The organism is Microbacterium sp. ZW T5_56 (assembly GCF_044987425.1).
Taxonomy (GTDB): Bacteria; Actinomycetota; Actinomycetes; order Actinomycetales; family Microbacteriaceae; genus Microbacterium.
Genome location: NZ_JBJDRI010000013.1, coordinates 48,846 through 70,977, shown reverse-complemented (window position 1 = coordinate 70,977; position 22,132 = coordinate 48,846). Strand labels below are relative to the sequence as shown.

Annotated in this window: 19 protein-coding genes; 12 read left to right on the top strand and 7 right to left on the bottom strand. The window is 67.0% G+C overall.

Going from position 1 to position 22,132, the window contains the following annotated elements:
• The first annotated feature begins 5 nt into the window (after positions 1-5).
• From ACI3KU_RS08310 to ACI3KU_RS08260, 11 genes are all read left to right on the top strand, one after another.
• Positions 6-530 carry a hypothetical protein gene (locus tag ACI3KU_RS08310; RefSeq protein WP_404921841.1) on the top strand — a complete coding sequence of 175 codons (525 nt, stop codon included), beginning with the start codon at positions 6-8 and terminating at the stop codon, positions 528-530.
• Between the two features lie 9 nt (positions 531-539).
• The gene (gene uvrA, locus ACI3KU_RS08305; protein ID WP_404921840.1) at positions 540-3,425 is read left to right on the top strand and encodes an excinuclease ABC subunit UvrA; all 2,886 of its coding nucleotides are present in this window, start codon (positions 540-542) and stop codon (positions 3,423-3,425) included.
• On the top strand, positions 3,425-5,425 hold the full coding sequence (gene uvrC / locus ACI3KU_RS08300; protein ID WP_404921839.1) for an excinuclease ABC subunit UvrC: 2,001 nt from the start codon (positions 3,425-3,427) through the stop codon (positions 5,423-5,425). The genes uvrA and uvrC overlap by 1 nt, the downstream gene beginning before the upstream one ends.
• Before the next feature lie 25 nt (positions 5,426-5,450).
• Positions 5,451-6,383, top strand: coding sequence for an RNase adapter RapZ (gene rapZ / locus ACI3KU_RS08295; protein ID WP_404921838.1), 933 nt, complete (start codon positions 5,451-5,453; stop codon positions 6,381-6,383).
• A gap of 77 nt (positions 6,384-6,460) precedes the next feature.
• Positions 6,461-7,438: a DNA-binding protein WhiA gene (whiA, locus tag ACI3KU_RS08290; protein WP_404921837.1), complete on the top strand. Its 978-nt coding sequence runs from the start codon at positions 6,461-6,463 to the stop codon at positions 7,436-7,438.
• A gap of 192 nt (positions 7,439-7,630) precedes the next feature.
• Positions 7,631-8,257, top strand: a complete 627-nt coding sequence (locus tag ACI3KU_RS08285; protein ID WP_404921836.1) for a superoxide dismutase — start codon at positions 7,631-7,633, stop codon at positions 8,255-8,257.
• A 102-nt stretch (positions 8,258-8,359) separates the two neighbouring features.
• Positions 8,360-9,367, top strand: a complete 1,008-nt coding sequence (gene gap, locus ACI3KU_RS08280; RefSeq protein WP_404921835.1) for a type I glyceraldehyde-3-phosphate dehydrogenase — start codon at positions 8,360-8,362, stop codon at positions 9,365-9,367.
• Positions 9,368-9,370: 3 nt separating this feature from the next.
• On the top strand, positions 9,371-10,585 hold the full coding sequence (locus tag ACI3KU_RS08275) for a phosphoglycerate kinase (protein ID WP_404921834.1): 1,215 nt from the start codon (positions 9,371-9,373) through the stop codon (positions 10,583-10,585).
• Positions 10,576-11,367, top strand: a complete 792-nt coding sequence (gene tpiA, locus ACI3KU_RS08270) for a triose-phosphate isomerase (protein ID WP_404921833.1) — start codon at positions 10,576-10,578, stop codon at positions 11,365-11,367. Before ACI3KU_RS08275 ends, tpiA begins: the two co-directional genes overlap by 10 nt.
• Positions 11,368-11,456: 89 nt before the next feature.
• Entirely contained in the window at positions 11,457-11,702 is a 246-nt protein-coding gene (secG, locus tag ACI3KU_RS08265) for a preprotein translocase subunit SecG (RefSeq protein ID WP_404921832.1), read from the top strand.
• On the top strand, positions 11,702-12,055 hold the full coding sequence (locus ACI3KU_RS08260; protein WP_404921831.1) for an RNA polymerase-binding protein RbpA: 354 nt from the start codon (positions 11,702-11,704) through the stop codon (positions 12,053-12,055). The genes secG and ACI3KU_RS08260 overlap by 1 nt, the downstream gene beginning before the upstream one ends.
• Positions 12,056-12,183: 128 nt before the next feature.
• On the opposite strand, the gene pgl is transcribed toward ACI3KU_RS08260, so the two are convergent.
• From pgl to tkt, 6 genes are read right to left on the bottom strand one after another with little or no spacing between them, the layout of a single operon-like run.
• Positions 12,184-12,951: a 6-phosphogluconolactonase gene (pgl, locus tag ACI3KU_RS08255; protein WP_404921830.1), complete on the bottom strand. Its 768-nt coding sequence runs from the start codon at positions 12,949-12,951 to the stop codon at positions 12,184-12,186.
• Between the two features lie 4 nt (positions 12,952-12,955).
• The gene (locus ACI3KU_RS08250; protein ID WP_404921829.1) at positions 12,956-13,897 is read right to left on the bottom strand and encodes a glucose-6-phosphate dehydrogenase assembly protein OpcA; all 942 of its coding nucleotides are present in this window, start codon (positions 13,895-13,897) and stop codon (positions 12,956-12,958) included.
• Positions 13,894-15,441, bottom strand: a complete 1,548-nt coding sequence (zwf, locus tag ACI3KU_RS08245; protein ID WP_404921828.1) for a glucose-6-phosphate dehydrogenase — start codon at positions 15,439-15,441, stop codon at positions 13,894-13,896. Before zwf ends, ACI3KU_RS08250 begins: the two co-directional genes overlap by 4 nt.
• 19 nt (positions 15,442-15,460) lie before the next feature.
• Positions 15,461-17,089 carry a glucose-6-phosphate isomerase gene (locus ACI3KU_RS08240; protein ID WP_404921827.1) on the bottom strand — a complete coding sequence of 543 codons (1,629 nt, stop codon included), beginning with the start codon at positions 17,087-17,089 and terminating at the stop codon, positions 15,461-15,463.
• Positions 17,086-18,195, bottom strand: coding sequence for a transaldolase (gene tal, locus ACI3KU_RS08235; RefSeq protein WP_404921826.1), 1,110 nt, complete (start codon positions 18,193-18,195; stop codon positions 17,086-17,088). Before tal ends, ACI3KU_RS08240 begins: the two co-directional genes overlap by 4 nt.
• Positions 18,192-20,288, bottom strand: coding sequence for a transketolase (gene tkt, locus ACI3KU_RS08230; RefSeq protein WP_404921825.1), 2,097 nt, complete (start codon positions 20,286-20,288; stop codon positions 18,192-18,194). Before tkt ends, tal begins: the two co-directional genes overlap by 4 nt.
• A 245-nt stretch (positions 20,289-20,533) precedes the next feature.
• Here tkt and ACI3KU_RS08225 point away from each other — a divergent pair, with 245 nt between their 5' ends.
• Positions 20,534-21,472 (top strand): heme o synthase, encoded by a 939-nt coding sequence (locus ACI3KU_RS08225; protein ID WP_404921866.1) that lies wholly within the window; start codon positions 20,534-20,536, stop codon positions 21,470-21,472.
• A gap of 54 nt (positions 21,473-21,526) precedes the next feature.
• On the opposite strand, the gene ACI3KU_RS08220 is transcribed toward ACI3KU_RS08225, so the two are convergent.
• On the bottom strand, positions 21,527-22,075 hold the full coding sequence (locus ACI3KU_RS08220) for a hypothetical protein (RefSeq protein WP_404921824.1): 549 nt from the start codon (positions 22,073-22,075) through the stop codon (positions 21,527-21,529).
• Between the last annotated feature and the right edge of the window lie 57 nt (positions 22,076-22,132).

The following is a 22,132-nucleotide window of genomic DNA, read 5'->3' as shown; positions in this document are numbered from 1 at the left end:
GGCGGTTGCATCGAGTCCAGGTCGGTCCCGCAGTGCCCGTCGTGGCGCTGCGTGCCGCTCTCCTGCTCATCCTGTGCGCCGCAGCCTGGTGGATGTCGGCAGAGCCGGTGCTGGGGTGGCTCGTGGCGGCGACGGCGGTGGCCGGGGCCGTCCTGCCGCGGTCATTGGGCACGTGGATCGCCCTCGGCTTTCTGATTGCGAGCAACCTGCTGGTCGCGGCGGATTCCGTGCGCACCGCCGTGCTCATCGTTGTGATCTCCATCACGCACGGGTTCGGGTCACTGGTTCTCGTCACCCCCTGGCGTGCGCGGATCACGGTGCGTGCCCTCCGCCCCACCCTGCGACGCATCCTGTTGATCCAGATCGTGACCCAGCCGGTCGCCCTGTTCATCGGACTCGTACCGGTCATCCGCACCACGGGCGCCGTGCCCCTCGCGGCCGTTGTCTCCGTGCTTGGCGCCGCCGCACTCGCGGCACTGGTGTACCGCCTGATGAGGCCGTCCGGATCCAATGTCCGAGGCCCCGCCTAGACTTGTCCGGTGCCTATCGTTCCTGTCTCCGCCCCGGGAAAACTCACCGTTCGCGGTGCTCGTGTCCACAATCTTCGCAACGTCGATCTTGATATCCCCCGCGATTCGCTGGTCGTCTTCACCGGCCTCTCCGGCTCCGGCAAGTCGAGCCTCGCGTTCGATACGATCTTCGCCGAAGGCCAGCGCCGCTATGTCGAATCGCTGAGCGCCTACGCGCGCCAGTTCCTGGGTCAGGTGGACCGACCGGATGTCGACTTCATCGAGGGCCTGAGCCCGGCGGTTTCGATCGATCAGAAGTCCACCAACCGCAACCCGCGCTCAACGGTGGGCACCATCACGGAGATCTACGACTACATGCGCCTGCTCTGGGCGCGCGTCGGAATCGCGCACTGCCCCGAATGCGGTGCCGTGATCGAGCGTCAAACCGTGCAGCAGATCGCGGATCGTCTGATGGAGCTGCCCGAGCGCACGCGCTTCCAGGTGGTCGCGCCAGTGGTGAGCCAGAAGAAGGGCGAGTTCGTCGATCTCTTCCGCGAGCTCGGCGCGAAGGGCTTCTCGCGCGCGATCGTCGACGGTGAGATGGTCCAACTCGCCGAGCCGCCGACGCTGAAGAAGTCGTACAAGCACGACATCGCCGTGGTGGTCGACCGTCTGGTGGCGAGTCCGGACATCCTCGGTCGCGTGACGGATTCCGTGGAGACGGCCCTGGGCCTCACCGACGGCATCGTGGCGATCAACTTCGTCGATGAGGAGGGCGACGCCGCGTGGACCTCGTTCTCGGAGAAGCTGGCGTGCCCCAACGGCCACGCGGTTCAGCTCACCGAGATTGAGCCGCGCACATTCTCCTTCAACGCGCCGTTCGGCGCGTGCCCGTCCTGCTCGGGTCTCGGCACTCGCATGTCCGTGGACACGGATCTCATGCTCGGTGACGAAGACCTCTCCATCCGCGAGGGTGTCATCATCCCGTGGACGACTCAGGGCAAGGGTCTCTACCAGTACTACGAGCGACTTCTCGAGGGCCTCTCTGCCGACCTCGACTTCTCGCTGGACACGCCCTGGAAGGACCTTGATGAGGACGTCCAGGAGGCGGTGCTGCGCGGTGACAACTACAAGGTGACCGTGCGATGGAAGAATCGCTACGGCCGCGAGATGAAGTACTCGTCCGGCTTTGAGGGCGTGGTGCCCTACATCGAGCGCCAGTTCGCCACCGCCGACTCCGACAGCGCGCGTCAGCGGTGGCAGGAGTATCTGCGCGAGGTGCCGTGCCCCGTCTGCAACGGCGCACGCCTCAAGCCCGAGGTGCTCTCCGTGCTGGTGGCGGGCCGCTCGATCGCCGACATCACCTGGCTGAGCCTGGCCGACGCCTACGAGTACTTCCAGACCGTTCAGCTCACCGAGCGCGAGGCGAAGATCGCCGCTCAGGTGCTCCGCGAGATCCGGGTGCGGCTGGAGTTCCTGATCGAGGTGGGTCTGAACTACCTCAACCTGGCGCGTGCGGCGGGCTCTCTCTCCGGCGGCGAGGCGCAGCGCATCCGTCTGGCCACGCAGATCGGCTCTGGTCTCACCGGCGTGCTGTATGTGCTCGACGAGCCGTCCATCGGGCTTCACCAGCGTGACAACCGCCGCCTCATCGACACCCTCGCGAAGCTGCGCGACCTGGGCAACACCCTCATCGTGGTGGAGCACGATGAGGAGACCATCGAAGCCTCCGACTGGATCGTCGACATCGGCCCGGGTGCCGGGGTCAACGGTGGCGCGGTGGTGCACTCCGGTCCCTACGCCGAGCTCCTGGCCGAGGAAGCGTCGATGACCGGCGACTACCTCTCCGGACGACGCAGCATCCAGACCCCCAAAAAGCGCCGCAAGCTCGACAAGAAGCGCCAGATCAGCGTCGTCGGCGCGCGGGAGAACAACCTCAAGAACGTCACGGCGACGTTCCCGCTGGGAGTTCTCACGGCGGTCACCGGCGTGAGCGGGTCGGGCAAGTCCTCACTGGTGAACGACATCCTGTACCGCGTGCTGGCCTCGCGTCTGAACGGTGCGCGCACCGTTCCGGGTAAGCACACGCGAGTGACAGGGCTGGACAACCTGGACAAGGTGGTGCACGTCGATCAGGCGCCGATCGGTCGTACACCGCGGTCGAACCCGGCCACGTACACGGGCGTTTTCGATCGCATCCGCACCCTGTTCGCCGAGACCACTGAGGCGAAGGTCCGCGGTTATCAGCCCGGCCGGTTCTCCTTTAACGTTAAGGGCGGTCGGTGCGAGGCGTGCTCCGGTGACGGCACCATCAAGATCGAGATGAACTTCCTCCCCGACGTGTACGTCGCGTGCGAGGTGTGCGGTGGCAAGCGCTACAACCGCGACACGCTGGCCGTGCACTACAAGGGCAAGAACATCGCCGAGGTGCTGGAGATGCCGATCGCCGAGGCGGCCGAGTTCTTCGAGCCGATCCAGGCCATCCACCGCTACCTGCGGACCCTGGTCGACGTCGGTCTCGGCTATGTCCGCCTCGGTCAGTCGGCGACGACGCTCTCGGGCGGGGAGGCGCAGCGCGTGAAGCTGGCCACCGAACTCCAGCGTCGCAGCAACGGTCGCAGCATCTACGTGCTGGATGAGCCCACCACCGGACTGCACTTCGAGGACGTCCGCAAGCTCCTCGAGGTGCTCAACGGGCTCGTGGACAAGGGCAACACCGTCATCGTCATCGAGCACAATCTCGACGTGATCAAGTCCGCCGACTGGATCATCGACCTGGGCCCCGAGGGTGGTTCCGGCGGTGGCGAGATCATCACCACCGGCACGCCGGAGCAGGTCGCCAAGGCGGAAGGCAGCCACACCGGCGCGTTCCTCGCCGAGGTGCTCAAGCGCGACGGAGAGCGCGCGGGGCGCTGATGGCCGACGAACTGCCGTACCGGCCGAAGGCGGGGGAGATCCCCACGAACCCCGGGGTCTATCGATTCCGGGATTCCTCCGGTCGCGTTCTCTACGTGGGAAAGGCGAAGAGCCTGCGGCAGCGGTTGTCGAACTACTTCGCGCCGCTGCGCACCCTGCACGAGCGCACCCGCCGCATGGTGACGACCGCGTCCAGCGTGGAGTGGACCGTGGTCGATTCCGACGTCGATGCACTCCAACTGGAGTACATGTGGATCAAGGAGTTCGACCCGCCGTTCAACGTCCGATACAAGGACGACAAATCGTACCCGTTCCTCGCGATCACGCTGGCCGATGAGGCACCGCGGGTCATCGTGACGCGCAATCATCGGATCCCCGGAGCGCGGTACTTCGGTCCATACCCGAAGGTGTGGGCCGTGCACGACACAATCGATCAGATGATCCGGATCTTCCCGATCCGCACCTGCAGCGACGCCAGCTATCGCAAGGCCATGCAGACAGGTCGTCCCTGTTTCCCCGGCCAGATCGGCAAGTGCGGTGGACCGTGCTCGATGAAGGTCACCGTGGAAGAGCACCGCGCGGTTGTGGACGAGTTCATCGCCTTCATGAATGGCGGCGACCAGCGCGTGCGTCGTGACCTCGAAGCGAAGATGATGGCGTCGGCGGTTGCCATGGACTACGAGTCTGCCGCGGTGTATCGCGACCGCATTGCGTCGGTCGACGCGGTGCTCAGCCGCAGCGCTCTGGTGCTGGCTGAGAACGAGGACGCGGACCTGTTCGGGATCGCGGAAGACGAGCTGTCGGCGGCAGTGCAGCACTTCATTGTGCGCGGTGGTCGTGTTCGCGGTGTGCGCGCCACCACCATCGAGAAAGAGATCGACATCTCCGGCGCGGAGCTGGTGGATCAGCTCCTGCAGCGCGTCTACGGTGATGCGGCGGCCGCCGATATCCCTCGCAAGGTGCTCGTGCCCGAGTTGCCTGATGACGCCGAGCAGCTTGAGCTGTGGCTTGAGGAACGACGCGGGAAGCGAGTCTCCCTGAAGCTCGCGCAGCGCGGACGAATGGCGGACCTGCTGCGCACAGCCACGACGAACGCTCAGCAGGCGCTCATCCTGCACAAGACCCGGCGGACGAGCGACTATGTCGCGCGGACCCAGGCGCTCACCGATCTGCAGGAGGCACTCGGCATGGCCGAGGCACCGCTGCGCATCGAGTGCTTCGATATCTCGCACCTCTCGGGAACCAACGTCGTCGCATCGATGGTCGTGTTCGAAGACGGCCTGCCGCGCAAAGATCAGTACCGCACGTTCTCGATCACCGAGACCACGGACGACACCGACTCGATGTATCAGACGCTCACGCGTCGTCTCGCCCGCCTGGACGAACCGGTCGAGGCCGAGCCCGCGACGCAGGAGGGTGAGGAGGCGCCGCGCAGGCGTCGCCGCTTCTCCTACCCGCCGCAGCTGCTGATCGTGGACGGCGGCCAGCCCCAGGTGGCAGCGGCTGCTCGCGCCCTGCGTGATTCCGGCCGCACCGATATCGCCCTGTGCGGCATCGCGAAGCGGTTGGAGGAGATCTGGCTGCCCGACGATGACTTCCCGGTGATTCTGCCTCGAACGAGCGAGGCGCTGTATCTCGTTCAGCGTCTGCGCGATGAGGCCCACCGGTTCGCCATCACTCATCAGCGCCGCAAGCGCAAGCGCGGAATCGGCACGGTGTTGAGCGAGATCCCGGGGCTGGGGGAGGCGCGTATCAAGGTGCTGCTCAAGCATTTCGGTTCGGTGTCCCGGCTGCGTGCTGCGACGCCGGACGAGATCGCCGAGGTGAGCGGCATCGGTCCCGTGCTCGCCCGTACGATCCATTCGCACCTCGCACTCGATGCACCGACGGACGAGCCCACGGAAGCCACGCCCACGGAAGCCACGCCCACGGAAGCCACGCCCACGGACGTCGCAGCTTCTGGACCCGTGTCCGCTGAGGAGTCGGCCACGGATCGGTAGCATGGTGGTGAGCGAAGGAGAACCCGTGGCTGATCCCCAGGCCGAACACGAGAGCGCTGGCCTCCCCGGTGCCGCGGACTCCGATGAGGAGTCGGGTGTCCAGAGCGAGGTGCTGATCGTCACAGGGATGTCGGGTGCCGGCCGCTCCACCGTGGGAAACGCGCTGGAAGATCTCGACTGGTACGTGGTCGACAACCTCCCGCCGCAGATGCTCAAGCCGCTCCTCGATCTTTCGCTGATCGGCAACTCGGGACTGCCCCGCGTCGCTGCCATCACGGATGTGCGGGGCCGGGATCTGTTCCGCCAGCTCCCGGAAGTCATGCGCGAGCTTCGCAATCGCAGCGACGTGCGCCTGGTGTTCCTTGATGCGTCCGATGAGGTGCTCGTGCGCCGCTTCGAGTCGGTGCGCAGGCCCCACCCGCTGCAGGGAGATGGCACCCTCCTGGACGGAATCCGGCTGGAGCGGGAGCGGCTGCAGCCCGTCCGCGAAGCCTCGGACATCGTCATCGACACCTCGGCGTTCAACGTCCATCAGCTCGCCACGCAGGTCTCCGACCTGTTCAGTGAAGAGGGCAGTGCGCGGCACACGCTCACCGTGATGAGTTTCGGGTTCAAGTACGGCGTGCCCACAGACACGGACTTCGTCGCGGACATGCGGTTCCTGCCCAACCCATTCTGGATCGATGAGCTGCGTCCGCTCACGGGTGAGGACGCCGCGGTGTCGGAGTACGTCCTGGGCCAGCCCGGAGCACAGGAGTTCATCGAGGCCTACGAGAAGGCCGTGTCGATCGCGCTGGAGGGCTACCAGCGAGAGAACAAGTCGCATTCGACCATCGCGATCGGGTGCACCGGAGGCAAGCATCGTTCGGTCGCCACGGCGATCGAACTCGCCCGGCGACTCTCCTCGCACCCCGGGCTGGCCGTGCGCCTCAAGCATCGGGACCGGGGTCGCGAGTAAGCTTGATCCTCTGCGCCACCGCGCAACCCTGAACCATGATTTCTTGACCGGAAACGGTCGAATGTGAGGATCACATCGTGTCATTGACCGCCGACGTCAAGGGCGAGCTTGTCGCCATTCGCGATCCGCGGCCGACCGTCCGGGCAGCCGAACTGACTGCCATTCTGCGCTTCGCAGGCGGACTGCACTCGATCGCCGGTCGAGTAGCCGTTGAAGCCGAAGTCGATGCCGAAGTGCTCGCCCGTCGCGTGACCCGCGACCTGGTCGAGCTCTACGGCGTCCGTCCGGACGTCGCCCATATCCAGTCGTCGAGTGCCCGCACGGGCAATCACTTCGCCGTGCGCGTCATCGAGGGCGGTGAGACACTCGCGCGCCAGACCGGTCTGCTCGACCAGCGCCGCCGGCCGGTGCGTGGGCTGCCGAACCGACTCACCACGGGCTCGCGCGCCGATCTCGCCGCCATCTGGCGTGGTGCGTTCCTCGCGGCCGGTACGCTCACCGAGCCCGGTCGCTCTGCCGCGGTGGAGATCAGCTGCCCATCGGGCGAGGCCGCGATGGCCCTCGTCGGTGCCGCCGGACGACTGGGCGTCGCCACGAAGGCGCGCGAGGTTCGCGGGGTTCCCCGCGTCGTCGTCCGCGACGGCGAGGCCATCCGCGCGATCCTGGCGATCATGGGTGCCGAACGTACTGCCGCCGCGTGGGACGAGATGCGTCAGCGCCGCGAGGTACGCGCCGGGGTGAACCGCCTCGTCAACTTCGACGACGCGAACCTGCGCCGCTCCGCACAGGCGGCCGTCGCCGCCTGTGCCCGCATCGAGCGGGCACTGGAGATCCTCGGCGAGGAGGTGCCGGACCACCTCAAGCAGGCCGGTGAGCTGCGTCTCGCGCACCGGGACGCCAGCCTCGATGAGCTGGGCCACCGTGCCGACCCCCCGCTCACCAAGGACGCGGTTGCGGGCCGCATTCGCCGTCTCCTCGCCATGGCCGACAAGCGCGCGGAGCAGGACGGCGTGCCCGGGACCGAGGCTGCCGTGCCGACGGGCGCCGTCGACTGAGACCCGTTCTTCACGAACCCCGCCGATGCTGTGTGCAGCGCCGGCGGGGTTCGTCGTTTCCCGGCGTAATCCGCGCTCCGGGCGGCCCCCGTGTCGGTGACCCTTCACTAGGATGAAAGAGTCCGGCCCCGGCCCTTCCGGTCTCCCGGGGCGAAAAAGCGCCCTCGCGGTGCAGACAGGAAGAAGTGAAGAATGGCGACGTACACGCTGCCCGAGCTGACCTACGACTACTCGGCTCTCGAGCCCAGCATCAGCGGGGCGATCATGGAGCTGCACCACTCCAAGCACCACCAGGCGTACGTGACGGGCGCGAACACCGCGCTCGAGCAGCTGGCGGCCGCTCGCGAGAAGGGCGACTTCGCGAACATCAACAAGCTCGAGAAGGACCTCGCGTTCAATCTCGGCGGTCACACCAACCACTCCATCTTCTGGACCAACCTCTCCCCGAACGGCGGCGACAAGCCGGTGGGTGACCTCGAGGCTGCGATCGCGGACCACTTCGGCTCGTTCGACGCCTTCCAGGCCCACTTCACGGCGGCAGCGCTCGGCGTGCAGGGCTCCGGCTGGGCCGGTCTGTTCTGGGACTCGATCGGTCAGAACCTGATCATCCAGCAGTTCTTCGACCAGCAGTCGCAGTTCGCGGCCGGCTCCGTGCCGCTGCTGCTGCTGGACGTCTGGGAGCACGCGTACTACCTGGACTACAAGAACGTCCGGGCCGACTACGTGAAGGCGTTCTGGAACATCGCCAACTGGGAGAACGTCCAGCAGCGCTTCGAGGTCGCGCGCACGCAGACGAACGGCCTGCTGGTACTGTCGTAAGCGGCGCGGCGTCCCGACGGGGGCGACCCCGCCGGGACGCCGATGTCCCCGATCTGAATCCATCAACGCGCGCGAGCGCATTCATCTCTCAGGGAGACCTACGTGTCTGTCAAGATCGGTATCAACGGCTTCGGCCGTATCGGGCGCAACTACCTCCGCGCGGCTCTCGCGCAGGGCGCTGACCTCGAGATCGTTGCAGTGAACGACCTCACCGACAACAAGACCCTCGCTCACCTCCTCAAGTACGACTCGATCACGGGCCGACTCGACCAGGACGTGACCTACGACGAGACCTCGATCACCGTCGGTGACCGCAAGATCCTCGTCTTCGAGGAGCGCGACCCCGCGAATCTCCCCTGGGGCGAGCTGGGTGTCGACATCGTCATCGAGTCGACCGGCCGCTTCACCAAGGCGGAAGACGCTCGCAAGCACATCGCTGCCGGCGCCAAGAAGGTCCTCATCTCCGCTCCCGCTTCGGGCGAGGACCGCACCATCGTCATGGGCGTCAACGAGCACACCTACGACGCCGCCAACGACGTCATCATCTCCAACGCGTCCTGCACCACGAACTGCCTCGCGCCGCTGGCCAAGGTGTTCAACGACGAGTTCGGCATCGAGCGTGGTCTGATGACCACGATCCACGCCTACACCGCCGACCAGAACCTCCAGGATGGCCCGCACAGCGACCTGCGTCGCGCGCGTGCCGCCGCCGTCAACATCGTTCCGACCTCCACCGGTGCCGCCAAGGCCATCGGCCTGGTCATGCCGGAGCTGAAGGGCAAGCTCGACGGCTTCGCGCTGCGCGTTCCGATCCCCACCGGCTCGATCACCGACCTCACCATCGAGGCCTCGCGTGAGGTCACGGTCGAAGAGATCAAGGCCGCGTACAAAAAGGCCGCCGAGGAGGGTCCGCTCAAGGGCATCCTCAAGTACACCGAGGACGAGATCGTCTCCAGCGACATCGTCACCGACCCGCACTCGTCGATCTTCGACGCCGGCCTGATCCGCGTGATCGGCAACCAGGTGAAGCTGTCCAGCTGGTACGACAACGAGTGGGGCTACTCCAACCGTCTCGTCGACCTGACCGAGTACGTCGCGGAGAGCATGTAATCCATGGGCCTGCGAACCCTCTCCTCGCTCGGCGACCTCGCCGGCAAGCGCGTCATCATCCGCTGCGACCTCAACGTCCCGCTGAAGGACGGTGTGATCACCGATGACGGTCGCGTGCGTGCATCCCTGCCCACGCTGAACGCTCTCATCAACCAGGGAGCGCGCGTTGTCGTCTGCTCCCACCTGGGACGCCCTGAGGGCGCGCCCGATGAGCGCTACAGCCTCGCACCCGTGGCGCAGCGGCTCTCGGAGCTGCTGGGCAAGCCGGTGGCGTTCGCCCGCGACACGGTGGGCGAGTCCGCCGCCGATGCCGTGGCGAGCCTGGCCGACGGCGACATCGCGGTGATCGAGAACCTCCGGTTCAACCCGGGGGAGACCAGCAAGGATGCCAGTGAGCGAGAGGAGTTCGCGGGCCACCTCGCGTCCCTCGCGGACGTGATGGTGTCCGACGGCTTCGGCGTCGTGCACCGCAAGCAGGCGAGCGTCTACGAGCTCGCCAACCTCCTGCCGTCGGCGGCCGGTCTGCTGATCGAGAAGGAGCTGGAGGTTCTCGATCGTCTGACCGAGAACCCCGAGCGTCCGTACACGGTCGTGCTCGGCGGTTCGAAAGTGAGCGACAAGCTCGGCGTCATCGATCACCTTCTTCCGCGGGTCGACCGTCTGCTGATCGGCGGCGGCATGCTGTTCACCTTCCTCAAGGCCGAAGGCCACGAGGTCGGCGCCAGTCTTCTGGAGCAGGACCAGCTGGACACGGTGCGCGGCTACATCGCGAAGGCGAAAGAGCTGGGCGTCGAGCTCGTCCTTCCCACCGACGTGGTGGTCGCAGAGAAGTTCGCCGCGGACGCGGCACATGAGATCGCTGCGGCAGATGCCATTGAGTCGACGAGCTTCGGTGCTGCCGGCATCGGCCTCGACATCGGACCCGACACAGCTGTGGCCTTCGCCGCTGCCGTCCGCGGTTCGCGCACGGTGTTCTGGAACGGCCCGATGGGCGTGTTCGAGTTCCCGGCGTTCGCGAACGGCACCCGCGCCGTCGCCGAAGCACTGACCGTTGTCGAGGGTCTGAGCGTGGTGGGTGGTGGCGACTCCGCTGCTGCCGTGCGCCAGCTCGGTTTCTCCGACGACCAGTTCGGTCACATCTCCACGGGTGGCGGCGCCAGCCTGGAGTTCCTCGAAGGCAAGAAGCTTCCCGGACTGGAGGTCCTCGGATGGGCGTGAACGCTCGTACCCCGCTCATCGCGGGCAACTGGAAGATGAACCTGGATCACCTCCAGGCGGTGGCGTTCGTGCAGAAGCTGCACTGGACTCTGAAGGACGCGAAGTTCGAAGAGGGCTCGGTCGAGGTGGCGGTCTTCCCGCCCTTCACCGACATCCGCAGTGTGCAGACTCTCATCGACGCCGACAAGATCCCCTTCGCGCTCGGTGCACAGGACATTTCGGCCCAAGACTCGGGTGCCTACACCGGCGAGGTCTCCGGAGCGTTCCTCGCGAAGCTGCAGTGCGGCTACGTGATCATCGGACACTCCGAGCGTCGTGAGTACCACAACGAGAGCGACGAGGTCGTTGCGGCCAAGACGCGCGCGGCCCTGAAGCACGACATCGTGCCGGTCATCTGCGTCGGAGAGACGGCAGAGGACCTCGAGAAGCACGGCGCGTCCGCTGTGCCGGTGGCGCAGCTCGCGGCCGTGCTCGAGGGCCTCGACAAGAAGGCCGATATCGTCGTCGCCTACGAGCCGGTGTGGGCCATCGGCTCGGGCCAGGCTGCCACCCCGCAGCAGGCACAGGATGTCTGTGCCGCGCTGCGTGGCGTCATCGCGGAGAAGCTCGGTGCGGATGCTGCGGCGCGGACTCGCGTGCTCTACGGCGGTTCGGTGAAGGCGGCTAACATCGCCTCCTTCATGCGTGAGCCCGACGTCGACGGCGCACTGGTGGGCGGCGCGAGCCTCGTGGTGGACGAGTTCGCCGCGATCGCGCGCTACCAGAAGCACGTCGGCGTCTGACGGCGCGGGCTTCGCGCCCGCTCCGCTCGGCCCCGTATACTGAACGTTCATGCGGTGATTCGTGCCGCGCTCGAAAGGCTGCAACCAAAGTGGAAATTCTCCAGTTCGTGCTGCAGGTGGTGCTCGGCATCACCAGTCTCGCGCTCACCCTTCTGATCCTGCTGCATAAGGGTCGCGGTGGCGGTCTGTCCGACATGTTCGGCGGCGGCACAACGTCTGCGATGGGCTCGTCCGGGTACGCGGAGCGTAACCTGAACCGTCTCACGATCATCCTCGCGCTGATCTGGTTCGGTGTGATCGTCGCGCTCGGCCTGCTGACGAAGTTCGGTCTCTGATGGCTACCGGAGGCAACGCCATTCGGGGCAGCCGTGTCGGCGCAGGCCCCATGGGGGAGCAGGACCACGGGTTCCACGCCGATCGTGTCGCTGTCTCGTACTGGGACGCTCTGGGCAACGAGACGGTCCGCTACTTCGCGGCGGGCGTGCCCGACGAGGAGATCCCGGAGACGATCGACAGCCCGCATTCCGGGCTGCCCGCTGGTCGCGACAAGGAGAACCCTCCGATGATCGCGAAGCCGGAGCCGTACAAGACGCACCTGGCCTACGTGAAGGAGCGCCGTACCGAAGAGGAAGCGGTCTCCCTTCTCGACGACGCCCTCGCCGCACTGCGCGAGCGTCGCGGACAGTAACAGCTTCATCCGAAGGGGCGGTCACCGAATGGTGACCGCCCCTTCGTCGTTGTCCGCCCTTCGTCGTCCGTCCAGAAACGCCGAGGCCCCGCCGAGTCGAAACATCGGCGGGGCCTCGTAGCTGCGGCTCAGAACTCTGGATCGATGAGCTCCGGCGGAACCTCGCCGGCGGCGGACTCATCGGTGATGATGATCGTCCGGTGGGTGCCCTTCGCTCCCGCGGCAGGCACGCTGGCGTAACTTGCTCCGGCGAGGATCAGTCCGAGCGCGCCGGCCTTCTCGGCCCCGGAGATCACCATCCACACTCGGGTGGAGGAGTTGATCACCGGTCGCGTGAGCGTGATGCGCTCCGGCGGCGGCTTGGGCGAATCGCGGACGGCAAGCACCGTGCGATCGGTCACACGAACCTCATCGCGGTCCGGGAAAAGAGAGGCGATATGCCCGTCCGGGCCCACGCCGAGAAGAGTCACGTCAAATGTCGGCCAGGGGTGCTCGTCGGTGCCGAAGCGCGCGAGCTCCTGCGCGTACCACTCGGCCGCAGCGTCCAGGTCCAGACCGTCATCGGTGGACGGCATCTCATGCACGTTCGCCGCGGGAATGGGCAACGCGTCGATGAGGGCCGCGCGCGCCTGGACGGCGTTGCGGTCGCCATTGGTGCGGGCCACGAACCGCTCGTCGCTCCACCACAGGTGAACGCGATCCCAGTCGATCATGGCGATGGCGGGCTGCTCCGCGGCGGCCGCCAGCACCGCGATCCCCATGGTTCCGCCGGTGAGCGATACGTGGACCTCGCGGTCCTCGGCGAGACCGAGAACGATCTTGCCGAGGAACCGGCTCGCGACGCTGGTCGCGAGTGTCGACGGATCGGGAGCGACGACGACTCTCTTCTCGGACATATGCCTACCTCTGCGCGGTGGCGGCGGGACCCAGCTGGGCCCAACCGTCGCTGATCACTCGACCATACAAGACGTCCGCATCCAGCCGACGCAGCTCCTCGGCGAGGCACTCGCGCACCGTGCGGCGAGGAAGCAGCAGCTCGTGGTCGGGCTGACCCGGTTGAGTCAGCACGGCGATTCCCGGCTCCGGTCGCTCCAGGACGATGTCGCCGGACGCGCGAGTCAGACGGACGGACTTGATGCCCTCGCCCCAGCTGTCGCGCGGCTGGTAGTGCCAGGTCACGTCGCAGTCGAGCTTCAGCTTCAGCCAGGCCGCCAGCAGCCCGGTGGACGGCGAGTCATCCGCGCCCTGCACCTCGACGGCGGTGATCGACTCGTACGGCGGCTGATCCAGCACCGCGGCGAGCTGCTCGCGCCAGTGCGTGAGGCGAGTCCAGGCGAGGTCCGTGTCTCCGGGGGAGTACGACGGACCCAACAGCGCGACACGGTCCACGTCCTGGGGGAGGGTGGATGCGTCGGTGATGCGGCGCTGAGCGATGCGGCCCAGCGGCGACTCGGCGGGAGCCGTCGGCGGGTTGTCGGGCCACCAGACGACGACCGGAGCGTCCGGCAGCAGCAGACCGGTGACGAGGCTCTCCTCGTTGGAGGCAGCGGCACCCGAGGCGGCGAGCACGATGACCTCGCTGGCTCCGGCGTCACCTCCGACACGGATCTGCGCGTCCAGGCGCGGGTCGGCATCCGGAGCGGTGGTGACCACGATCACACGCATGGGGTGCTCGCGCGAAGCGTCGTTCGCGGCATCGATGGCCTCCTCCATGACTTCGGCGCGAGTCGCGATGATGAGCGTCAGCACGCGACCGAGAGCGACGGCACCGCCTTCTTCGCGCACCTTCACGAGGGTCTTGGCCACCGCAGAGACAGTGGTTTCGGGCAGATCGACGATCACGGGCGCCTCCAGACACGTCCGTCACGAGCCAACAGAGCGTCGGCCGATGCGGGACCCCAAGATCCGGGGTCGTACTGTTCGAGCGGGCCACTCGCGGCAGCCCAGAACTCCTCGATCGGGTCGAGGATCTTCCAGGAGAGCTCGACCTCCTCGTGCCGCGGGAACAGCGGCGGATCGCCGAGGAGAACATCCAGAATGAGACGCTCATACGCCTCAGGGCTCGCCTCGGTGAAGGCATGACCGTAGCCGAAGTCCATGGTCACATCGCGTACATTGGTGCCCGCACCCGGAATCTTCGAGCCGAAGCGGATGGTGACACCCTCATCGGGCTGGATGCGGAAGACCAGAGCGTTCTGACCCAGCTCGGCGCTCTGCGCGCGAGAGAACAGGTGCTCGGGGGTGCGCTTGAACACGACGGCGATCTCGGTCACGCGGCGGCCGAGGCGCTTCCCAGTGCGCAGGTAGAACGGAACACCAGCCCAGCGGCGGGTGTTGATCTCCAGCTTGATGGCGGCGAAGGTCTCGGTCGTGGACTGCGGATCCATGCCGTCTTCGTCGAGGAAGCCGCGCACCTCCTCGCCGCCCTGCCAACCGCCGGCGTACTGACCGCGCGCGGTGGCCTGTCCGAGGTCCTCGGGCAGCACGACCGCGGCGAGCACCTTCTCCTTCTCGGCGCGCAGGTGCTCGGCCTCCAGGCTGATCGGCTCCTCCATCGCGGTGAGCGCGAGCAGCTGCAGCAGGTGGTTCTGGATGACGTCGCGCGCGGCGCCGATTCCGTCGTAGTAGCCGGCGCGGCCGCCGACGCCGATGTCCTCGGCCATCGTGATCTGCACGTGGTCGACGTAATTGCGGTTCCAGATCGGCTCGTACAGCTCGTTCGCGAAGCGCAGCGCGAGGATGTTCTGCACCGTCTCCTTGCCGAGGTAGTGGTCGATGCGGAAGATCGAGTCGGCCGGGAAGGCGGACTCCAGGGCCTCGTTCAGCGCGCGAGCGGAGGAGAGGTCGTCTCCGAACGGCTTCTCGATCACCACACGACGCCAGTGGTCGGGGTCCTGCGTGCCGTCGACCAGCCCGGACTCACGCAGCTGCGTGGTGACGACGGGGAAGTCCTTGGGCGGGATCGACAGGTAGAACGCGTGGTTGCCCATCGTGCCGCGCTCGACGTCCAGCGCGTCGACGGTCGCCTTCAGGCGAGCGAAGGCATCGGGGTCATCGAACGTGCCCTGCACGAAGCGGATACCCTGCGACAGCTGATTCCAGGTGTCCTCACGGAACTCGGTGCGGGCGCCGGCCTTCACCGCGTCTCGCACCACCTGTGCGAAGTCCTGGTCCTCCCACTCGCGGCGGGCGAAGCCGACCAGCGCGAATCCGGGTGGCAGCAGACCGCGGTTGGCGAGGTCGTAGACGGCGGGCATGAGCTTCTTGCGGGACAGGTCGCCGGTCACGCCGAAGATCACGAGGGCACTGGGCCCCGCGATTCGGTTGAGGCGCCGGTCATCGGGGTCGCGCAGCGGATTGTGCCCGCGCGAGATCGATGCGGTCATCGGGGGAAGAACTCCTGTGTCAGTCGGCATCGTCGAACAGGTCGACGACATCGTTCTGGGGATCGGTGAGGGTGAGGGTGACGACGGGACGGCCGAGCGCGGCGAGGACGCGGGCATCGCCCGCAGCCTGAGCGTTGATCAACTGCCCGAAGGTGTAGGGGCGACCGGGGATCTCCAGGTCGACATCGGTGCTCTCCAGAATCTGAAGGAACACGCCGTTCGCGGGTCCGCCCTTGTGGTACTGACCCGTCGAGTGCAGAAAGCGCGGTCCCCACCCGAAGGTGACCGGCCGCCCAGATGCGGCGGCAGCGAGCTCGCGGAGCCCGGCCAGCTGGGGGAGCGCGTCGCGATTCACATACGCGTGGATGGCGACGTATCCGTCATCCGCCGCTCCGGAGAACAGCGCGTTGAGCGCACCGCGGACAGAACCCGAGGCGACGAGCGCGGCATCCGTGGAGCGCACCTCGATGCCGCCCTCGATGAAAGCGGGCGCATCGAGCTGAGGCTGCTCGGTGAGAAGGTCGCGTGCGGCGGCCTTCGCCGCCTCGACGTCGGGCTGATCGAAGGGATTGATGCCCAGGATCCGACCGGCGATCGCCACGGCGTACTCCCACACCAGGAAGGCGGAGCCGAGGCTCGCGCTGATCAGGATCTCGTCGTAGTGGTCTTCGAAGATGCCGACGTCATCGACATCCTGCACGAACCGGACACGCTGCAGGTCGTCCTGCGGCTCTTCCGCCTCGAGCGAGACCTCGGTGAGCACGACCGGGAGGATTCCCGTGCCGTCCTTGCCGGTGGACTCCGCGACCAGCTGCTCGATCCAGTCGGCGATGCCGTCGAGACCCGCATCCGGTTCGACGATCAGGCCCAGCTTGTCCTTGCGAACAGCATCGGCGGTGGCTCCGGCGATCGCCGCCCCGAGGATCAGGGCGGGATTGTCGGGGCTGTCGATCGCAACGTCTGCGAGCACGGCGTCGGCCTCGGCGAGCACGGCTTCGATGTCCGCGCCGGCGAGGGCGGACGGGACGAGCCCGAACGCGGTGAGCGCGGAGAAACGTCCGCCAACGGTGGGCTGCGCCGTGAACACCCGGTAGCCGTGTTCGACAGCGCGTGCCTCGAGCGGGGAACCGGGGTCGGTGACCACGATGATCCGCTCGGCCGGGTCGAGTCCGAGATCAGTGAACGCGGCCTCGAACGCGCGCTGCGCCGAATCCGTCTCCACCGTGGAGCCCGACTTCGAGGAGACGACCAGCACGGTGCGGCGCAGGTCGTCCTCGCTCTCCCCGTCGATCGCCGCGAGAACCTGGCCCGGTGCGGTCGAGTCGAGGACCACGAGGGGAACGTCGGCACCCCGCGTGATGACCTCCGGAGCAAGCGATGATCCGCCCATTCCGGCGAGCACGACGCGGTCCAGCCCCCGCCCACGGAGGTCGTCGCGCAGGGCGACGACCTCCGTCACGAGCGGGCGGGAGATCTCGACGGACTCTACCCAGCCGAGGCGGACTTCGGCCTCAGCCTCGGCGGCAGCTCCCCACAGCGTGGGGTTCTGATCTGCGATGCCTGAAGCCACCAGATCCTCGACGAGAGCGGGAACCACGGCGTCGGCCACCTCACGCGGGTGGCCGGAGAGACGAAGTCGGAAGGTCACCGTGCGCTCTCGAGCGCCGTCTGCACGGTGCTCTTGAGGTCCTGCCAGGAGGCGATGAACTTCGACACGCCTTCATCCTCGAGGAGCTGGGTGACGTCGGCGAAGTCGACGCCGACCGCAGCCAGGCGAGCAACGACATCGTGCGCGGCGGGGATGTTCGGCGTGATCGTGTCGCCGGTGACGACGCCCTCGGCGAAGGTCGCCTCCAGCGTCTTCTCCGGCATGGTGTTCACGGTGTCAGCGGCGACCAGCTCGGTCACGTACAGGGTGGCCGGCAGAGCCGGGTCCTTGACGCCCGTGGAGGCCCACAGCGGGCGCTGCGGGTTGGCACCCGCTGCGGTGAGCTGGCGCGCACGCTCGGTCGCGGACTTCTGTCCGAACAGCTCGTAAGCAAGGCGTGCGTTGGCCAGGCCGGCCTGGCTCTTGAGCGCGAGGGCATCCTCGGTGCCGATCTCCGTGAGGCGCTTGTCCACCTCCGTGTCGACGCGGGACACGAAGAACGAGGCGACCGAGTGGATGCGGCTGATGTCGTGACCGTTGGCCTGTGCCTGCTCGATGCCCGCGTAGTACGCGTCGATCACGTCGTTGTAGCGCTCCAGCGAGAAGATCAGCGTGACGTTGACGCTGATGCCCTCGGCCAGCGTGGCCGTGATCGCCGGGATGCCGGCCTTGGTCGCGGGGATCTTGATGAGCGTGTTCTCGCGGTCGACCGCAGCCCACAGCTCCTTCGCCTGCGCGACAGTGCCCTCGGTGTCGTGCGCCAGATCGGGGGAGACCTCGATCGAGACGCGGCCATCGACGCCGCCCGTGACGTCGTACACCGGACGGAAGATGTCCGTCGCGTTGCGAACGTCGTCGGTGGTGAGCGCGAAGATCGCCTCGTCAACGCTGGCACCGGCCTTCGCCAGCTCCTCCAGCTGGGCCGCGTAGTCGCCGCCGCCGTTGCTGATGGCACCCTGGAAGATCGTCGGGTTCGTGGTGACGCCGGAGACGTTGCGCGTCTGGATCAGCTCGGCGAGGTTGCCGGACGTGATGCGCGAGCGCGAGAGGTCATCCAGCCAGATGCTGACGCCGGCTGCAGTGAGATCTGCCGTGGGGGTGGTCATGAGTTCTCCTTAACGGTCTCGCGGGCTGCCTGCACGACGTGGTCGACAGTGAACCCGAAGTTGGTGAACAGCGTCTTCCAGTCGGCGGAGGCGCCGAAGTGGTCGATCGCAACAGTGCGTCCGGTGTCGCCGACGATGCGGTACCAGCTCGCTGCGGAACCGGCCTCCACGGAGACGCGAGCCTTGACACCGGCGGGTAGCACGCTCTCGCGGTAGTCCTCGTCCTGCTGAGCGAACCACTCGAGCGACGGAGCGGAGACGACGCGGGCGTTGATGCCCTCGCCACGCAGAACCTCACGGGCGCCCACGGCGAGCTGAACCTCGGAGCCGGTGGCGATGAGGACCACGTTCGGGGTTCCGCCCGGAGCCTCCTGCAGCACGTACGCCCCACGGGCGACGCCCTCGGCGGAGGCGAACGCATCGCCCGTGGCCGGTCCGTCGACGCGGTCATAGGTCGGAACGTTCTGACGCGTGAGCGCCAGACCGATCGGGCCCGAGTGGTGGCGCAGTGCCTGCAGCCACGCGACCGCGGTCTCGTTGGCGTCTGCCGGACGAACCACCGTCATGTTGGGGATCACGCGCAGCGACGCGAGCTGTTCGATGGGCTGGTGGGTGGGGCCGTCCTCACCGAGCGCGACGGAGTCGTGCGTCCACACGAACACCGGGGCGATGCCCATGAGTGCCGCCAGACGAACCGCTGGGCGCATGTAGTCGCTGAAGATCAGGAACGTGCCGCCGAACGGACGGGTGAGGCCCGACAGGACGATGCCGTTCAGGATCGAGCCCATGGCGTGCTCACGGATGCCGAAGTGCAGCACGCGGCCGTACGGGTTTCCGCTCCACTCGTGGGTGGACCACTCGGTGGGGATGAAGGAGGGGGCGTCCGTGATGGACGTCATGTTGGACTCGGCGAGATCTGCCGATCCGCCCCACAGCTCGGGAAGGCGTGCGGCGAGGGCGTTGATCACCTTGCCGGAGGCGACACGAGTCGACACTTCCTTGCCCGCCTCGAACACCGGCAGGGCGTCCTCGATATCGGCCGGGAGCGCCTGCGCCTCGAGACGGTCCAGGAGCTGCTTGCGCTCCGGGTTCGCCTCGGCCCACGCGTCGAAGTCCTGCTGCCAGGCGGCGTGTGCCTCGGCGCCGCGGGCGACCAGACTGCGGGCGCGCTCGATGACGGCGTCCTCGACGGCGAAGTGCTGCTCGGGGTCGAAGTCCAGAACCTTCTTCACCGCGGCGAGCTCGTCGGCACCGAGAGCGGAGCCGTGGATCTTGCCGGAGTTCTGCTTGCCGGGCGACGGCCAGCCGATGATGGTCTTCAGAATGATCAGCGACGGCTTGTCCGAGACGCCCTTGGCCGCCTCGATCTCCGCGTACAGGGCGTCGACATCCTCGACGTACTCACCCGTCTTCTTCCAGTCAACGACCCGGACGTCCCACCCGTAGGCCTCGTATCGCGCGGCGACGTTCTCGGTGAAGGCGACGTTGGTGTCGTCCTCGATCGAGATCTGGTTGGAGTCGTAGATGGCGATGAGGTTGCCGAGCTGCTGGTGACCGGCGAGCGACGAGGCCTCGCTGGTGACACCCTCCTGCAGGTCGCCGTCGCCGCAGATCACGTAGACATTGTGATCGAAGGGGCTGGTGCCCGCTGCGGCCTCCGGGTCGAACAGGCCGCGCTCATAACGCTGCGCGTAGGCGAATCCGACCGCCGAGGCGAGACCCTGACCGAGCGGTCCGGTCGTGATCTCGACGCCCTTGGTGTGGCCGTACTCCGGGTGGCCGGGGGTGAGCGATCCCCACGTGCGCAGGCTCTCGATGTCGTTCAGCTCCAGGCCGAATCCGCCGTAGTAGAGCTGGATGTACTGGGTCAGTGACGAGTGACCGACGGACAGGATGAAACGGTCGCGACCGATCCAGGTGGGGTCGGACGGGTCGTGACGCAGCACACGCTGGTAGAGCAGGTACGCCACCGGGGCGAGGCTCATTGCAGTGCCTGGATGGCCGTTGCCGACCTTCTCCACCGCATCTGCTGCCAGCACACGTGCGGTGTCCACCGCGCGCTTGTCGACGTCATCCCAAAGAAGTTCCGGCACCGGATCACCTTCCGCGAAGTTGGATGCGCGCATCAGCGGTCCGCAGGCCGCAACAGCACGGAAACGGTTCGCAAATGCGCACGTATAGTTCCTTTCCAGCATAGCCATGTAGGGGATTCTCGGCGTCGAATCGAGAGTTTGTGACGATTCACCGCGCGGGGTTCTTGCACTGCGGACCACCGTCTGGCAGTACGGCGCGATGACATAGACTGAAAAGACCCGTGCCGACACGTCCGAAGGGGGCGATCGAACTGACTGCGACGTCCACACCGACAGAACAGCTGACCGAGAAGCTGGGAATCGGACGAAAGATCCGAGCCTACGTGGCCCTCACCAAGCCGCGCGTGATGGAGCTCCTCCTGGTCACCACGGTGCCGGTGATGTTCCTGGCGGCACAAGGAATGCCGGATCTCTGGCTCGTGGTCACCACCGTCATCGGTGGGGCGATGAGCGCGGGATCTGCGGCCGCTTTCAACATGTACATCGACCGTGACATGGACGCGCACATGAAGCGCACCAAGGATCGCCCGCTGGTCACGGGGGAGCTCACCCCGCGCAATGCGCTGGTGTTCGCCTGGGTCCTGGCGGCGCTCTCCACGGTGTGGCTCGCCGTGTTCACGAACTGGGTGGCCACGATCTACTCGGTCGTCGCGATCTTCTTCTACGTCGTCATCTACACGCTCTGGCTCAAGCGCCGCACCGAGCAGAACATCATCTGGGGCGGCATCGCCGGCTGCTTCCCGGTGGTGATCGGCTGGACGGCCGTGGACCCGACCTTCTCCTGGGCACCGGTGATTCTGTTCATCGTCGTGTTCCTCTGGACCCCGGCCCACTACTGGCCGCTGTCCATGAAGTACAAGGACCAGTACGGAGCCGTCTCCGTGCCGATGCTCGGCGTCACGCGCGGCACCGCCCAGGTGGGGCTGCAGGTGATCCTCTACACGTGGGCCACCGTGATCTGCTCGTTGCTGTTGATTCCGGCCGGGCCGATGCACGCGATCTACACCGTCTCGGCTCTCGTCTCGGGCGGCTGGTTCGTCTACGAGGCGCACCGCCTTTACAACCAGGCCGTGAAGGGGACCACGCCGCCGGCCCCGATGCGCGTGTTCCATGCATCGATCACGTACTGCACCATCCTCTTCCTCGCTATCGCGCTGGACGCCCTGTTCCCGATCGCCTTCTGATCTCGAACGCGAAATGCCCCGGTGATCCGGGGCATTTCGCATGTTCGAGGGGACTCAGCGCGTGAGGCTGGGCTCCGTCGCGATCGCGGCTGCTTCTCCGTCGGCAGCGGCGCGCGGCGTCCCGGGAGTCGGCTCAGACTCGGTCGTGGGCTCAGATTCAGTCGTGGGCTCAGACTCGGTCGTGGACTCGGAGTCCGCGGCCCGCTGCGCCGCGTCGCTCGGCAGCGCTTCGACGCTCGCCTGCGCGGCGGCATCGTGTCCCGTTCCCGTCTGCTCACCCCAGGCCGGCTCCGGCAGCGACTGGCCGGGTTCGAGCGCGGGCGCGATTTCGACCGCCGGTGCGGTGACCACCCGCGGGCCCAGGGCCCACACGGCCAGCGCGACCAGCACGCCGACGATTCCGGCACCCGCCAGGATGGACTCCAGGACCACCCACGACTGCCCGCCGTAGACCTGCGCCGTGGTGGCCGAGCCGTCCGTCAGGCCGGCTTCCATGGTCGTGATACGGCTCACTGCCGCCTGCACGCCGTACGCGGCGACACCCGCAGAGGCGACCAGCAGAATCCAGAACGGTGCGCTCTTGAGGGCGCTGGGGTTCTTCATCAGTACAAGCTCCTTGTTCGAGCGGAGAAGCCCTCCGCTCGAACAAGGGTGACAAGC

Bases quoted from the DNA above. Each gene is read 5' to 3' on its own strand.
- ACI3KU_RS08260 (WP_404921831.1), top strand. From the start codon at position 11,702: ATGGCTACCGGAGGCAACGCCATTCGGGGCAGCCGTGTCGGCGCAGGC.
- pgl (WP_404921830.1), bottom strand. From the start codon at position 12,951: ATGTCCGAGAAGAGAGTCGTCGTCGCTCCCGATCCGTCGACACTCGCG.
- tal (WP_404921826.1), bottom strand. From the start codon at position 18,195: ATGACCACCCCCACGGCAGATCTCACTGCAGCCGGCGTCAGCATCTGG.
- zwf (WP_404921828.1), bottom strand. From the start codon at position 15,441: ATGACCGCATCGATCTCGCGCGGGCACAATCCGCTGCGCGACCCCGAT.
- uvrC (WP_404921839.1), top strand. From the start codon at position 3,425: ATGGCCGACGAACTGCCGTACCGGCCGAAGGCGGGGGAGATCCCCACG.
- ACI3KU_RS08285 (WP_404921836.1), top strand. From the start codon at position 7,631: ATGGCGACGTACACGCTGCCCGAGCTGACCTACGACTACTCGGCTCTC.
- ACI3KU_RS08220 (WP_404921824.1), bottom strand. From the start codon at position 22,075: ATGAAGAACCCCAGCGCCCTCAAGAGCGCACCGTTCTGGATTCTGCTG.
- ACI3KU_RS08275 (WP_404921834.1), top strand. From the start codon at position 9,371: ATGGGCCTGCGAACCCTCTCCTCGCTCGGCGACCTCGCCGGCAAGCGC.
- tpiA (WP_404921833.1), top strand. From the start codon at position 10,576: ATGGGCGTGAACGCTCGTACCCCGCTCATCGCGGGCAACTGGAAGATG.